Here is a 14,174-nt window from a genome sequence, read left to right as displayed (position 1 = left end):
AGCGTATTTGTGCGTGTTTGTTTACACTTCGACGTAAGCCGTGTACACTTTCGTGCATGAAAAAAGAACCCCTGTTGCTGCCCGAGCGGCACGCATTGATCTTGCAACAACTGACTACGGAAGGCCGGGTGCTGGCCGCCGTGCTGGCGCGCGAGCTGGCGGTGACCGAAGACACGATCCGCCGCGACCTGCGCGACCTGGCCGCCGCCGGCTTGTGCCAAAAGGTCTACGGCGGCGCGGTGCGCATGCCGAACGCGCCGGAAGGCGGCTCGCTGAGCCAGCGCATGGAGCGCGACCAGGCCGACAAATCGCGGCTGGCGCGCGCTGCCGCCATGCTTGTGCAGCCGGGCAGCGTGGTCTTCCTCGATGCCGGCTCCAGCAACCTGGCCATCGCCGATGCCTTGCCGCCGGTGGCGTTGACGGTGCTGACCAATGCACCGTCGATCGCCGCGCGCCTGCTGGACAAGCCGCATATCGACTTGATCATGATCGGCGGCCGCATCAAGCAGAGCCTGGGCGGCAGCGTGGGCGCGACCGCGCTGCGTGAACTGGAACTGCTGCATCCGGACCTGTACTTCATCGGCGCCTGCGGCGTCGACGTGAAAGCCGGCGTGACCGCCGTCGATTATGAAGAAGCGGAATTCAAACGCCGCCTGGCCGCGCAAAGCAAGGCCACGGCGGTGGTCGCCACCGGCGCCAAGCTGGGCGCGGTGGCATCCTACGGCGTACTGCCGATCTCTCAACTCACCCACTTGATCGTCGAAGCCGACGCAGGCGAGGATCTGGCCGCAGCCTACGCTGCCGCCGGCGCCAACCTGCTGCGTGCCGACGCCTGAACCTTATGCAAACCACTGATTTGAAACACCGCGTCTCGACGCGGCTGGCCTTCCTTGCCGCCGGCATGGCCATGTCTTCCTGGGCGCCGCTGGTGCCCTATGCGAAAGCGCGCACCGGCGTCGAAGCCGCGCAATTGGGCGTGCTGCTGCTGTGCCTTGGCATCGGCTCGCTGCTGGCGATGCCTGTTACCGGCGTGCTGGCCGCGCGCTTCGGCTGCCGCCGGGTTATCCTGGCGTCCGGCCTGGGTTGCTGCGCCGTGTTTCCCTTCCTGGCCATCGCGCCCAGCGCGCCCTTGCTGGCGCTGACTTTGTTCCTGTTCGGCGCCACCATCGGCACGCTGGATGTGGCCATGAACGTCCAGGCCGTGATTGTCGAGAAGGATTACGGCGGTGCGCTGATGTCCGGTTTCCATGGCCTGTTCAGCGTGGGTGGCATTGCCGGCGCTGGGTCGATGACGGCCATGCTGTGGCTGGGCATGGACATCGTCAGCGCCTCGGTGGCGATGACGGCGGTGGTGGCGCTGGTGCTGCTGGTGGCCGGTCCTAACCTGCTGCGTGAAGCGCCGGCGGCGGAACGCGATGCGCCGTTGCTGGTGGTGCCGCGCGGCGCGGTGGTGGTGATCGGCCTGCTGTGCATGGTCGTGTTCCTGGCCGAAGGCGCGGTGCTCGACTGGAGTGCTGTACTGCTGACCAATGGCGGCATGAGCGGCGCGCAGGGCGGCCTGGGTTATGCGGCGTTTGCGGTGGCGATGACCGTCGGCCGCCTGAACGGCGACAAGATCGTGCAGCGCTGGGGCGGACCGCGTGTGCTGCTGCTGGGCGGACTGGCGTCGGCGGCGGGCTTTCTGATGGTGGTGCTGGCGCCGAGCGCATGGCTGGCGCTGCCGGGCTTTGCGCTGATCGGCTGCGGCGCGTCCAACATTGTGCCGGTGCTGTTCACGGCCGCCGGTGCGCAGAAGGACATGCCGGCCAGCCTGGCGGTGAGCGCGATTTCGACCATCGGCTACGCAGGCATTTTGGCGGGGCCGGGCCTGATCGGCTTTGCGGCGCATGCCGTGGGCTTGCAGTGGGCTTTCGCGGCGCTCGGTGTCGGCATGCTGCTGGTGGCCGCCAGCAGCCGCAGTCGCCTACAGCAAACCGTCGAATAGCAGCACGTCGACCATCTGGCCGGCGGCGACGTTGGCCTGGTCGTGGTGCAGCACCACGATGCAGTTGGCTTCGCTCATGGAGCTGAGGATGCCCGAGCCTTGGGCGCCGGTCAGGCGCACTTGCGCGGCGCCGTCGACGCCGGTGCTGACGATGCCGCGCTGGTATTCTGTGCGGCCGGGGCGTTTGCGGATCGCTTCCGAGGCGCGCGCCTGCAGTGTCGGCAGGGTGCTTTCGGTGCCCATCATGCGCAGCAGGGCGGGGCGGGCGAACATGTAGAACGAGACCATCACCGCGACCGGATTGCCGGGCAGGCCGAATAGCCAGGCGCTGTCCTGTTCCGTTTCAACCTTGCCGAAAGCGAGTGGACGGCCGGGGCGCATGGCCAGCTTCCAGAATTCGACGTCGCCGATCAGCGCCATGATGTTGCGCGTGTAGTCGGCCGCGCCTTCGGAGACGCCGCCGGAGGTGATGATGGCGTCGGCCTTGCCGGCGGCGTCGCGCAGGGCGGCTTCCAGCGCTTGCGGATCGTCGCGCACGACGCCGAGATCGATGACCTCGCAGCCGAGGCGGGTGAGCATGCCGAATAGGGTGTAGCGGTTGCTGTCGTAGACGCAGCCTTCGTCGAGCTGGTCGCCCAGCGAACGCAGTTCGTCGCCGGTGGAGAAGAACGCGACCTTGAGCTTGCGGCGCACGCTGGCTTGGCAGATGCCGAGCGAGGCGATCAGGCCCAGGTCGGCGGGACGCAGGCGCTTGCCGGCGGCGATGGCGATGCCGCCCGCTGGCAGGTCTTCACCGGCGCGGCGCAGGTTGGCGCCGGCGCAGATGGCGTTGGCGGCGATGGTGACCTGGTTGCCGTCGATGGCGGCGGCCAGTTCCTGTGGCAGCACGGTGTCGCAGCCGGACGGGATGGTGGCGCCGGTCATGATGCGGATGCATTCGCCGGCTTGCGGGGCGTGCGTGAATGGGTGGCCGGCGTAGGCGATGCCGATGACTTTGAAGGTGGCCGTGGCCGCGCCGTCCGCCGACAGGTCGGCGCCGCGCAGGGCGTAGCCGTCCATGGCCGAGTTGTCGTAGGCGGGGACGTTGATCGGTGAAATGATGTCGGCGGCCAGCACGCGGTCCAGGGCGGCCAGCAGGGGCAGCGTTTCGGTCGCCTCGACCGGCGCGATGCGCTCACAGATGCGGCGCCGCGCCTCCTCGACCGGCAGCGCGACCGGATCGCCGTCGCGCGCGGCTTGCGCGGGCGCCGCGTCAGCCGTGATCGCCGCCGCCGCCGGACCGCCGTCGTGTGCGGCCTGCGCCGGCGCTGCCGTGATCGTCGTCGCGGCAGCGCCGCCGTCGCGCGTGGCCGGCGCAGTGCCGGGCGCGGTCGCTGGTCCCGTCGCATGGGGCGGTGGCGGTGCGGCGGGCGCCGTGCGTTCGTGGTGCTGCAGCTCTTCCAGCGTATTGATGTTGCTGAACGCGGCGCTGTCGTCGAACAGCACTTCAGCAACGCGCAGCGTGTTGAAGAAGCCTTCCATGCGGCGCGCGCCGGTGTCGAGGTAGGCGTCCAGCTGCGGCAGCACCGCAGCCTTGATCAAGCTGAAGACAGGATGCGGCTGGCGGAACGGCGCCGCCTCCGGCTGCTCCGGATCGCGCTCCATGGTCACGGCCATCGCCATGTCGGCGCCTTGCGCTTCCATCGCCGCGTACAAGCGCTCGGCCAGATCCGCCGGGAAGAACGGCGAATCGCACGGCGCCGTCAGCAGCAACTCGCTAGGGCAGAACTGCAAGCCGATCTGCAAGCCGGCCAGCGGCCCGGCAAAGCCATCCAGATAATCCGGCAGCACCGGCGACTCGCCGGCGATGGCCTGGTACTGCGGCAGGTTGCGGTTGGCGTTGATCGCCACCATGCCCACCTGCGGCGCCAGCCGCGCCATCACATGCGCCACCAGCGTCGCGCCGCGAAACGGCTGCAAGCCCTTATCGACGCGCCCCATGCGGGTGCCGCGTCCGCCCGCCAATATCAGTCCCGTGATCTTGCTCTTCAAAGACAAAACTATCCCCCGATGTAAGACATTTCTACTTTATTGGCGCTGCGTTCCTGCTTGAACGCCTCGGTCTGGCTGGTGCGCAGTTCCGAATAGCGGTCGCTCCGCGCGCGCCACAGGTGCGCCAGCGCGGTGCTGATCTCGGCGTCGCTGCGGCCTTCGCGCAGCAGCGCGCGCAGATCGTGGCCGCTGGTGGCGAACAGGCAGGTGTACAGCTTGCCCTCGGTCGACAGCCGCGCGCGTGAACAGTCCGAGCAGAACGCCTGGGTCACGCTGGAGATCAGGCCGATCTCGCCGCTGCCATCGGCGTAACGCCAGCGCGATGCCGTCTCGCCGGCGTAGTTTGCGGCCACCGGCGTCAGCGGCATCTCGGCGCCGATGCGGCGCACCACTTCGGCCGATGGAATCACCTCATCCATTTTCCAGCCGTTGGAGGCGCCGACATCCATGTATTCGATGAAGCGCAGCACGTAGGGGCTGCCACGGAAGTGACGCGCCATCGGCAGGATTTCCTGGTCGTTCATGCCGCCCTTGACCACCATGTTGATCTTGATCGGACCGAGGCCGACCTGGTGGGCGACGTCTATGCCTTTGAGTACGTCGTCGACCGAGAAATCGACATCGTTCATGCGCTGGAAGGTGGCGTTGTCGAGCGCGTCCAGCGACACGGTGACACGTTGCAGGCCGGCGTCCTTCAGCGACTGCGCCTTGCGCGCGAGCAGGGAGGCGTTGGTGGTCAGCGTCAGGTCCAGCGGCTTGCCGCTCGGTGTTTTTAACTCGGCCAGCATGCCGACCAGTTTTTCGATGTTCTTGCGCAGCAGCGGTTCGCCGCCGGTGAGGCGGATCTTTTCCACGCCGTGCGCGATGAACAGCCGGGCGATGCGGGTGATTTCCTCGAACGACAGCAGCGAGGTGTGCGGCAGGTATTGGTAGTCGCTGTCGAACACCGCTTTCGGCATGCAGTACACGCAGCGGAAGTTGCAGCGGTCCGTGACCGAGATGCGCAAGTCATGCAGCGGCCGCGCCAGGCTGTCGCTGAGCAGACCGGTCGGCGTTTCCAGTGTCGCAGGGACGACCGGCGCGCGCGAGGCTTCGCCGCGCTGCTCGGTCATCATGATAATTTTTTCTGCCATATTGCTGTTTACGAAATCCACGTTGCCAACCTCTAAGGCAGCTACGATAGCATGATAAAAAAAGGGAAGCACGAGGCTTCCCTTTTTAACAGACTGCCGACGCCGTTTTAACGGCGGGTGTCTACCTGAACCAACGGCTCTTCCACTTGCGGTGGCAGCGGCTTGCGTTCACGTGGAACGCGGGCCGGTGGCGCTACCTGGGCGGCTGCTTCCTGTGCGGCGCGCAGCTTGGCCGGGTCAGTGGCGGCCAGCGTCAGGCCAGCGGAGCTCAGCACGGCTTGCAGGTCGATCGGTGCCGATGGCGCCGGTGCGGCTGCAACTACTGGTGCTGGGGCAGCCACTGGCGACGGGGCAGGTGCAGGAGCTGGAGCAGCGACCACCGGAGCGACCGGCTCGACCGCCAGCGGCGCTGCAGGTGCAGGCTCGACGGCGACCGATGCGGCGACTTCAGCAACCACGGCCGGCGTTTCCACCGCTGCCGGGGCAGGGGCTTCCACTGCGGCGGCTACGACAGGCTCGGCGGCTGGTGCGGAAACTTCTGCGGCCACTGGTGCTGCTTCGGCAACTACCGCAGGTGCGGCGGCTTCGGCAACTTCCACTGGTGCGGCTGCGACTGGTGCCGGCGCAACAACTGCTTCAGGCTCGGCAACTGCTGCGGCTTCCACCGGGGCGGTTTCCGCTGATGCTGGTGCTGGTGCAGGTGCTGCCACTGGTGCTGCTTCTTCTGCAATGGCGGTCACGGCGGCGACTGCTGCCGGTGCGATTGGTGCTTCAGGTGCGGCTGGCGCAACTGCAGCAACCGGAGCAACAGCTGCCTCGGCGGCAACAGCCGCAACTGGCGCTGCTGCGGCGGCTTCCGCTGCCTCGGCAACGTCGGCTACCGGGTTGAAGCTCAGTTCGGCCTGTTCGCCGTCTGCGCCTGCTGCCGATTCCTGGCCTTCAACGCCTTCGCGTTCACGACGGTTACGGTTGCGGCCGCCACGACGACGACGACGGCGTGGCTCATCGCCTTCACCTGCCACATCGTTTTCATCGCCCTCTGGACCGGCGTTCGGCGCCGATTTCAGGATGCTGGTGGCGCCGTCGACTGCAGGACCGGCCGATGCCAGTGCTGCGGTGTCCAATGCCAGCTCTTCCACTTTGGCTTCCACTGGCGCTTTGTCGGCGCGTGGTTCGCGTGGCTGACGTGGTGGACGTTCGCCGCGCTCGGCACGTTCCGCGCGCTCAGGACGCTCGGCGCGCTCCGGACGTTCAGCACGTTCGCGTGGCTGGCCTTCCGCTACCTGCTCGCGTGGCTCGCGGCCTTCACGTGGAGGACGTGGCTGGCGTGGTGGACGGCCGTTGGCGTCCGCTGCCTTGCCTTCTTCCTGGCCTGGACGCGCTGCGCCTGGTTCTTTCTCTTCGCGCTCGCCACGGCCGCCTTTGCTATTGCGGTTGCGGCCGCGTGGACCACGTGCATTGCGGTCGCCACGGTCGCCGCCGGCTGGAGCCTTGACCACGATGGTCGGCTGCTGCGGCAGGGCAGGGGTTTCCGGCTTGCCGGTGAAGAAGCTGATCAGCTTGGCAAAGAAACCTTGCTCGGCCGGCGCTGGCACTGGGGCCGGCGCTGGCTTGATGACGGTCTCGGTCGGCTTGCGCTCGACCAGCGGCGCAGGCTGGTCAGGGGTGATGGTCTTGACCATGGCTTCCTGGCGCGGCTTGACTTCTTCCTTCTGGCGCTTGCTGTAAGCCATATCGGTTTCGGCGTGCTCGACCAGCGAGTAGCTGGCGGCGCTGTCTTCCAGGCGCGGATCGTCGTGCTTGATGCGCTCCAGCTTGTAGTGCGGCGTTTCCAGGTGCTTGTTCGGTACCAGGATCACGGTGATGCGGTGACGGGTTTCGATCTTCAGCACTTCGCCGCGCTTTTCGTTCAGCAGGAAAGCGGCAACGTCCACCGGCACTTGCACGTGGATGGTGGCCGAGTTTTCCTTCATCGCCTCTTCCTGGATGATGCGCAGGACTTGCAGGGCCGACGATTCGGTGTCGCGGATGTGGCCGGTGCCCGAGCAGCGTGGGCAGGTCACGTGCGAACCTTCGGACAGCGAAGGACGCAGGCGCTGGCGCGACAGTTCCATCAGGCCGAAGCGCGAGATCTTGCCCATCTGGACGCGGGCGCGGTCGTGGTGCAGGGCGTCTTTCAGACGCTGTTCCACTTCGCGCTGGTTCTTGGCCACTTCCATGTCGATGAAGTCGATCACGATCAGGCCGCCCAAGTCGCGCAGGCGCAGCTGGCGGGCCACTTCTTCAGCGGCTTCGCAGTTGGTGTGGAAGGCGGTGGTTTCGATGTCGGAACCGCGGGTGGCGCGGGCCGAGTTGACGTCGACGGACACCAGGGCTTCGGTGTGGTCGATCACGATGGCGCCGCCCGATGGCAGCGGCACGGTGCGCGAGTAGGCGGTTTCGATCTGGTGTTCAATCTGGAAACGCGAGAACAGCGGTACGTCGTCGCTGTAGCGTTTTACACGGTGCACCATGTCGGGCATCACGTGGCTCATGAACTGGTGGGCTTGCTCGTAGATCTCGTCGGTATCGATCAGGATTTCGCCGATATCAGGCTGGAAGTAGTCGCGAATCGCGCGGATCACCAGCGACGATTCCTGGTAGATCAGGAACGCGCCGGAGGCCGACTTGCCGGCGCCTTCGATCGCGCGCCACAGTTGCATCAGGTAGTTCAAGTCCCACTGCAGTTCATCGACGTTGCGGCCGATGCCGGCGGTGCGGGCAATCACCGACATGCCTGGCGGCAGGTCCAGCTTGTCCATGGTTTCGCGCAGTTCCTGGCGCTCTTCACCTTCGACGCGACGGGAAACACCACCACCGCGCGGGTTGTTCGGCATCAGCACCAGGTAACGGCCGGCCAGCGAGACGAAGGAGGTCAGGGCCGCGCCTTTGTTGCCGCGCTCTTCCTTTTCCACCTGGACCATGATTTCCTGGCCTTCGCGCAGCGCTTCCTTGACGGAAGCATTGCGCACGTCCACGCCTTCGCGGAAGTAAGTGCGTGCTACTTCTTTGAATGGGAGGAAACCGTGGCGATCTTCGCCATAGCTGACGAAGCAGGCTTCGAGCGATGGTTCGATGCGGGTGATCACGCCTTTGTAGATATTGGACTTGCGCTGTTCGCGTCCGGCGGTTTCGATGTCGATATCGATCAGTTTCTGACCATCGACAATCGCTACGCGCAGCTCTTCTTGCTGCGTAGCGTTAAATAACATGCGTTTCATTGTTTTAACTCCGCGACCCTTGGGCCATCTATGCCGTCCGGTTTCTTAGGACCGGTGCGGCAAGCTACAGGGATATACGCGAGAATTAGAACGATTGCGGTGGGTATGCCCATCCTGTGCGGCCGCGTAGACTGGCCGCAACTGGGCGCATGAGGTTGATCGACATGCCGAGTGCTCGCTTCATCTGTAGTTCTCCATGCGGCCCCGACGGGCGGCAGAAAAGAACAGACGGAGAGCAGCGTCTTAATGGCCAGATCTCGACCAGGCTTTCAAACTACAAGTATTACAACTTCGGTAACCAGGCTGGTTTCAGCCTTCCGTCGAGCTTGCAGCGAGCATGGGGTCTGGCGAAAACGGCAAGCGTTATCAACTACTCATCAACCGGCCAGCCGAACTTATGATCAGGCTGACCGGACTTTATCCTTACTATCCAATCATTCTTCTTCAGCATCCCTGTCGCCATCCGATTACAACTACGGTGCGACCCTGATTCCGACAGGGGTGGTGCGTATACATTTTTTCCTCTGAATTTGCAATTTGGCGAGGCCAGTGGAGACGCCCCTGTGTAAAATGTGCTTTTATTCTTACACTTGCCGCAGTAAGTACCGCAGCGAACTAATTATATATTCAAAATGAAGGACTTAGAGAGATTTCTGGGAAGACAGAGCAAATGAAGATGCAAAAAGATGTTGTTCCCGCTTCAACGTCCGCCCCGCTGCAAGCCCAATTCGTCACCATCACTGAAGAAGAAGCCGGTCAACGGATAGATAACTACCTGTTGCGCGTTTGCAAAGGCGTGCCGAAAAGCCACGTCTATCGCATCCTGCGTTCGGGTGAAGTGCGCGTTAACAAGGGTCGTATCGACCAGCTGTACCGTTTGGTCCAAGGCGACATCGTCCGTATTCCACCGATCCGCCTGGCGGAAAAGCAGGAAAACCATGTCCCGGCCGCCGAATTCAAGATTATTTTCGAAGACAGCCACCTGCTGGTGATCGACAAGCCGGCCGGCGTGGCCGTGCACGGCGGTTCCGGCGTGTCGTTTGGCGTGATCGAGCAGTTGCGCGCCTCCCGCCCGGACGCCAAGTTCCTGGAACTGGTGCACCGGCTGGACCGCGAAACCTCGGGTTTGTTGTTGTTGGCGAAGAAACGTTCGGCGCTGACCAACCTGCACGAGCAAATGCGCGATGGCCTGACCGACAAGCGCTACCTGACCATGGTGGCGGGCGACTGGAAGAATGCGCGCCAGCATATCAAGCTGCCGCTGCATAAATACACCACCGCCGACGGCGAACGCCGCGTCTCGGTGTCGGAAGACGGCAATGGCATGGAATCGCACACGATTTTCTCGCTATTGAAGAAATTCGACGGTTTCGCCTTGCTGGAAGCCGAGCTGAAAACCGGCCGCACGCACCAGATCCGCGTTCATCTGTCATCGTCCGGCTTCCCCATCCTGGGCGACGACAAATACGGCGATTTCCCGCTGAACAAGGCTTTGCAAAAAGCCACGGAAGGACGCGGCGCGCTGAAACGCATGTTCCTGCACGCGCATCAAATTACGTTTACCCATCCTGACTCAGGCAAAAACATGACGCTCAATGCGCCATTGGCCGCCGAATGTGATCGATTCTTGGTAAGCTTGGGCAAACCACTTAATTAATCGCAAACACAATGGCAAGAAAGCAATTTGATCTGATCGTTTTCGATTGGGATGGCACGTTAATGGATTCCACATTAACGATCGTAAAGTGCATCCAGGCCGCCGCGCGCGACCTGGCCTTGCCGGTCCCGCGTGACGACGCGGCGGCCCACGTCATCGGCCTGGGCTTGCATGAAGCCATGCAGGCCGTGTTGCCGGATGTCGATCCGGCTTACTATCCACGCATGGTGGAGCGCTACCGCTACCACTTCCTGTCGCGCGACCACGAAATCAGCCTGTTTCCCGGCGTTCTGGACATGTTGCAGGAATTGTCGCAAAACGGCTATTTCCTGGCCGTGGCCACCGGCAAAAGCCGGGTCGGCTTGAACCGCGCCATGAACGATGTCAAAGTATTGTCCTTGTTCGATGCCACACGTTGCGCTGATGAAACCTTCTCCAAACCGCATCCGGCCATGTTGCAGGAATTGACGCGCGAATTGGGGCAGGATATGCGGCGTACGGTGATGATCGGCGATACCACCCATGATCTGTTGATGGCCAGCAACGCCGGCGCGGCCGCTATTGCGGTCGAGTATGGCGCCCATCCGGTCGATCAGCTGCATGCCTGCAAGCCGATGTACTCGGCCAAGACGGTGGCGGAGCTGCATCAGTGGCTGAGCGAGCACGCCTGAGATGGAGGACATCCTGATCTGCGCCTCGGAGGCCATCGTCGATGGCGGCCGGGGCGTGCGCTTCGCCCTGACGGCCGGCGGCGCCGATGGCACCGGCTTTGTCGTGCGTCATCGCGGCAAGGTCTACGGCTACCTGAACCGCTGCGCCCACGTGCCGATCGAACTGGACTGGGCTGAAGGCGAGTTCTTCGAATCGAGCAAGCTGTACCTCATGTGCTCGACCCACGGGGCGATTTATGTGCCGGAAACCGGGCAGTGCGCCGGCGGCCCCTGCCGTGGCGGCCGGCTGCGGCCGATCACAGTGGTGGAGCACGATGAGCAGATTTACTGGCAGCCCGACGACTACGTGCGCCCCGCGCGCGCCTGACTAACCAATAAAGCAATCCATGAGCGACAACCTCGACCCGAGCAGCAATCCTCCTTCAGCCCCTGCGCCACAGCCGGCCAAGCCGGGCGTCAGCGCTTCCAACTGGGAGCGTGAAGTGCTGGAAAAACTCGTATTTGCCACCCTGAAGGAGCAAAAGGCGGCGCGCCGCTGGGGCATCTTCTTCAAGGCGCTGACCCTGTTGGTGGTGGTGTTCGCGCTGAGCGCGTACTTTGATTTCAGCTGGACCGGCTCGGACGGCGAAACCCTGGGCCGCCACACGGCGCTGATCGAAGTCGAGGGCTCCATCGAGTCCGAAGGCAGCGGCTCGGCCGCCGTGGTGATCCCGGCGCTGAACAAGGCGTTCTCCGATACCGGCTCGGTGGCGGTGGTGCTGCATATTAATAGCCCGGGCGGCAGCCCGGTGCAGGCCGGCATGATCGTCGACGAGATGCTGCGCCTGCGCAAGGGCTACCCGGGCAAGCCGCTGTACGTGGTGGTGGACGAGATGTGCGCTTCCGGCTGCTATTACATTGCCGCCGGCGCCGACCGTATCTACGTCAACAAGGCCAGCATCATCGGCTCCATCGGCGTGCTGATGGACGGCTTCGGCTTTACCGGCGTGATGGAAAAAGTCGGCGTGGAGCGCCGCCTGCTGACCGCCGGCGAGAACAAGGGCTTCCTCGACCCGTTCACCCCGGTGAGCGAAAAGCACAAGCAGCATGCCCAGGCGATGCTGAATGAAATTCACCAGCAATTCATCCAGGTGGTGCGCGACGGCCGCGGCAAGCGCTTGAAAGAAACGCCGGAAATGTTCTCCGGCCTGTTCTGGACCGGCGCCAAGTCCATCGAAATGGGTCTGGCCGACGCCTACGGCACCGTCGACAGCGTGGCGCGCGACGTGGTCAAGGCCGAAGATATCGTCGACTACACCCAGCATGAAGGCTTGCCTGAGCGCGTGCTGAAGAAGTTCGGCGCCGCCATGGGCGCGGGGGCGATGAAGTCGGCGGTGGACACGGTCAAGCCCAGCTTGCATTAATGACGTCTTAGTCGCAGTGGTAGGACGACTGGCTCACCGATTAATATTATCAATCCAGTCTTTTTTGAGCTTGCGCATCCCCTTGGTTGAACTATAGTGGTTTTGTAGTTCTTACCAAGGAGGGCATATATCAACACTTTCCGGTTGTGCAGTACAACGTAGAGAACTACTCAACTGCATCATGGATGCGGAGTAGAGAGAATTTCGATTCCTCATATAAGTCCCTTTGTGGGGCTGAAAACAGCGGCGCAATGCCGCTGTTTTCTTTTGATGGCCGGTCGCATCCTGTAAAATCGCGTCCATGAGCAAATTATCCTTGGACCGCATCCTGCAATCGCAGGGCTATGGCACCCGCAAGTATTGCCGCTCCCTGATCGAGGACGGCGAAATCACCATCAATGGTGTGGTGCACGACAACTACAAAGAAACCCTGGAAACCGACGGCCTGGTGTTCCGCCTGTTCGATGAAGACGTGGTGTACCGCGAACACGTCTACATCGCGCTGCACAAGCCCGCCAATTTCGAGTGTTCGCGCAAGCCCAGCCACCATCCCGGCGTGCTGACCCTGCTGGCCGAAGAACTGAGCTGGCGTGACGTGCAGCCGGTCGGCCGGCTCGACCACGACACCACCGGCATGCTGCTGATGTCGGACGATGGCGCCTTTATCCACGCGCAATCGTCGCCGAAGCGTCATGTGCCGAAGATTTACCAGGCCACCACGGCGGAACCGGTCACCGACGAACTGGTCGCCCAACTGCTGGCCGGCGTGCAGCTCCACGACGAACCGGCGCCGCTGGCGGCGCAAACCTGCATCAAGCGCGGCGAACACCAGCTGGAAATCGTGCTGGAGCAGGGCAAGTACCACCAGGTCAAGCGCATGCTGGCGGCCGCCGGTAACCATTGCGCGGCCTTGCACCGCTCGGCCATCGGCGGCCTGGAGCTGGCGGCGCTGGACCTGGACGAGGGCGAATGGTGCTACCTGACGCCTGAACAACTGGCTTTGCTGGCGCCGGCATGAAGCTCGCCACGCTGAAGGACGGCACCCGCGACGGCCAGCTGATGGTGGTCTCGCGCGACCTGAAAACGGCCCAGCTGGCGGATGGCGTGTGCCGCACTCTGCAGCGCGCGCTTGACGATTGGACCTTCATCTCCCCGCAACTCGACGCCATCTACCTTGAACTGAACCGGGGCGGCGGCCGCCGCAGCTTCGATTTCGAGCCGGCCAAGTGCATGGCACCGCTGCCGCGCGCGTTCCAGTGGGCCGACGGTTCGGCCTACGTCAACCACGTCGAACTGGTGCGCAAGGCGCGCGGCGCCGAGATGCCGGCCTCGTTCTGGGAAGACCCGCTGATGTACCAGGGCGGCAGCGACGATTTTCTCGGCCCGACCGACGACATCACGCTGGCGCGCGAGGAGTGGGGCATCGATTTCGAAGCGGAAGTGGCCGTGATCACCGACGATGTGCCCATGGGCGCCACCGCCGACCAGGCCCACCAGCGCATCCGCCTGCTGATGTTGGCCAACGATGTTTCGCTGCGCAACCTGATTCCGGAAGAGCTGGCCAAGGGCTTCGGCTTCGTCCAGTCCAAGCCGGCCACCAGTTTTTCGCCGGTGGCGGTGACGCCGGACGAGCTGGGCGACGCCTGGAAGGGCGGCAAGGTGCACCTGCCGCTGTTGTCGACCTGGAACGACAAGCTGGTCGGCAAACCGCAGGCCGGGGTCGACATGGTGTTCAACTTCCCGCAACTGATCGCCCACCTGGCCAAGACGCGCAACCTGCGCGCCGGTTCCATCATCGGTTCCGGCACCGTGTCCAACAAGGACGCCCGGCGCGGTTATTCCTGCATCGCCGAACAGCGCTGCCTGGAGATGATCGCCGGCGGCGAGCCGGTCACTCCCTTCATGGCGTTCGGCGACACCATCCGCATCGAGATGCTGGACGACGGTAAATCCGTGTTCGGCGCCATCTCGCAAACTGTAAAACAAGCCTGAGTTTCCGTAGGGAATCGTGGATATGGCGGTGAAAACCCGCCGT

Annotated in this window: 11 protein-coding genes; 8 read left to right on the top strand and 3 right to left on the bottom strand. The window is 63.7% G+C overall.

Going from position 1 to position 14,174, the window contains the following annotated elements; genetic code table 11:
• Positions 1 to 56: 56 nt before the first annotated feature.
• Both ACXZ1M_RS07055 and ACXZ1M_RS07050 read left to right on the top strand, forming a co-directional pair.
• Positions 57 to 836: a DeoR/GlpR family DNA-binding transcription regulator gene (locus ACXZ1M_RS07055; RefSeq protein WP_459052478.1), complete on the top strand. Its 780-nt coding sequence runs from the start codon at positions 57 to 59 to the stop codon at positions 834 to 836.
• Between the two features lie 5 nt (positions 837 to 841).
• Positions 842 to 1,984, top strand: a complete 1,143-nt coding sequence (locus ACXZ1M_RS07050; protein WP_459052477.1) for an MFS transporter — start codon at positions 842 to 844, stop codon at positions 1,982 to 1,984.
• On the opposite strand, the gene moeA is transcribed toward ACXZ1M_RS07050, so the two are convergent.
• From moeA to ACXZ1M_RS07035, 3 genes are all read right to left on the bottom strand, one after another.
• Positions 1,964 to 4,021, bottom strand: a complete 2,058-nt coding sequence (gene moeA, locus ACXZ1M_RS07045; RefSeq protein WP_459052476.1) for a molybdopterin molybdotransferase MoeA — start codon at positions 4,019 to 4,021, stop codon at positions 1,964 to 1,966. The two genes, ACXZ1M_RS07050 and moeA, sit on opposite strands and share 21 nt — an antisense overlap.
• 2 nt (positions 4,022 to 4,023) lie before the next feature.
• Entirely contained in the window at positions 4,024 to 5,148 is a 1,125-nt protein-coding gene (gene moaA, locus ACXZ1M_RS07040) for a GTP 3',8-cyclase MoaA (RefSeq protein ID WP_459052475.1), read from the bottom strand.
• A gap of 107 nt (positions 5,149 to 5,255) precedes the next feature.
• Entirely contained in the window at positions 5,256 to 8,408 is a 3,153-nt protein-coding gene (locus ACXZ1M_RS07035; protein ID WP_459052474.1) for an Rne/Rng family ribonuclease, read from the bottom strand.
• A 670-nt stretch (positions 8,409 to 9,078) separates the two neighbouring features.
• On the opposite strand from ACXZ1M_RS07035, the gene ACXZ1M_RS07030 reads away from it, so the two are divergent.
• The 6 genes from ACXZ1M_RS07030 (at position 9,079) to ACXZ1M_RS07005 (ending at position 14,131) form a co-directional block, all read left to right on the top strand.
• Positions 9,079 to 10,065 (top strand): RluA family pseudouridine synthase, encoded by a 987-nt coding sequence (locus ACXZ1M_RS07030; RefSeq protein ID WP_459052473.1) that lies wholly within the window; start codon positions 9,079 to 9,081, stop codon positions 10,063 to 10,065.
• A gap of 11 nt (positions 10,066 to 10,076) precedes the next feature.
• Positions 10,077 to 10,736: an HAD-IIIA family hydrolase gene (locus tag ACXZ1M_RS07025; RefSeq protein ID WP_459052472.1), complete on the top strand. Its 660-nt coding sequence runs from the start codon at positions 10,077 to 10,079 to the stop codon at positions 10,734 to 10,736.
• A 1-nt stretch (position 10,737) separates the two neighbouring features.
• Positions 10,738 to 11,103 (top strand): Rieske (2Fe-2S) protein, encoded by a 366-nt coding sequence (locus ACXZ1M_RS07020; RefSeq protein WP_459052471.1) that lies wholly within the window; start codon positions 10,738 to 10,740, stop codon positions 11,101 to 11,103.
• 19 nt (positions 11,104 to 11,122) lie between these two features.
• The gene (locus ACXZ1M_RS07015; protein ID WP_459052470.1) at positions 11,123 to 12,139 is read left to right on the top strand and encodes a S49 family peptidase; all 1,017 of its coding nucleotides are present in this window, start codon (positions 11,123 to 11,125) and stop codon (positions 12,137 to 12,139) included.
• 301 nt (positions 12,140 to 12,440) lie between these two features.
• Positions 12,441 to 13,157: a pseudouridine synthase gene (locus ACXZ1M_RS07010; protein ID WP_459052469.1), complete on the top strand. Its 717-nt coding sequence runs from the start codon at positions 12,441 to 12,443 to the stop codon at positions 13,155 to 13,157.
• Positions 13,154 to 14,131 (top strand): fumarylacetoacetate hydrolase family protein, encoded by a 978-nt coding sequence (locus ACXZ1M_RS07005; RefSeq protein WP_459052468.1) that lies wholly within the window; start codon positions 13,154 to 13,156, stop codon positions 14,129 to 14,131. The genes ACXZ1M_RS07010 and ACXZ1M_RS07005 overlap by 4 nt, the downstream gene beginning before the upstream one ends.
• Positions 14,132 to 14,174: the final 43 nt, after the last annotated feature.

It is taken from the genome of Duganella paludis, from assembly GCF_054461335.1.
This window is presented reverse-complemented; position numbering and strand designations above follow the sequence as displayed.

What these genes read in the sequence shown, in the direction of transcription:
- ACXZ1M_RS07035 (WP_459052474.1), bottom strand. Translation starts at nt 8,408, where the DNA reads ATGAAACGCATGTTATTTAACGCTACGCAGCAAGAAGAGCTGCGCGTA.
- ACXZ1M_RS07005 (WP_459052468.1), top strand. Translation starts at nt 13,154, where the DNA reads ATGAAGCTCGCCACGCTGAAGGACGGCACCCGCGACGGCCAGCTGATG.
- moaA (WP_459052475.1), bottom strand. Translation starts at nt 5,148, where the DNA reads ATGGCAGAAAAAATTATCATGATGACCGAGCAGCGCGGCGAAGCCTCG.
- ACXZ1M_RS07010 (WP_459052469.1), top strand. Translation starts at nt 12,441, where the DNA reads ATGAGCAAATTATCCTTGGACCGCATCCTGCAATCGCAGGGCTATGGC.
- ACXZ1M_RS07055 (WP_459052478.1), top strand. Translation starts at nt 57, where the DNA reads ATGAAAAAAGAACCCCTGTTGCTGCCCGAGCGGCACGCATTGATCTTG.
- ACXZ1M_RS07025 (WP_459052472.1), top strand. Translation starts at nt 10,077, where the DNA reads ATGGCAAGAAAGCAATTTGATCTGATCGTTTTCGATTGGGATGGCACG.
- ACXZ1M_RS07015 (WP_459052470.1), top strand. Translation starts at nt 11,123, where the DNA reads ATGAGCGACAACCTCGACCCGAGCAGCAATCCTCCTTCAGCCCCTGCG.
- ACXZ1M_RS07050 (WP_459052477.1), top strand. Translation starts at nt 842, where the DNA reads ATGCAAACCACTGATTTGAAACACCGCGTCTCGACGCGGCTGGCCTTC.
- ACXZ1M_RS07030 (WP_459052473.1), top strand. Translation starts at nt 9,079, where the DNA reads ATGAAGATGCAAAAAGATGTTGTTCCCGCTTCAACGTCCGCCCCGCTG.
- ACXZ1M_RS07020 (WP_459052471.1), top strand. Translation starts at nt 10,738, where the DNA reads ATGGAGGACATCCTGATCTGCGCCTCGGAGGCCATCGTCGATGGCGGC.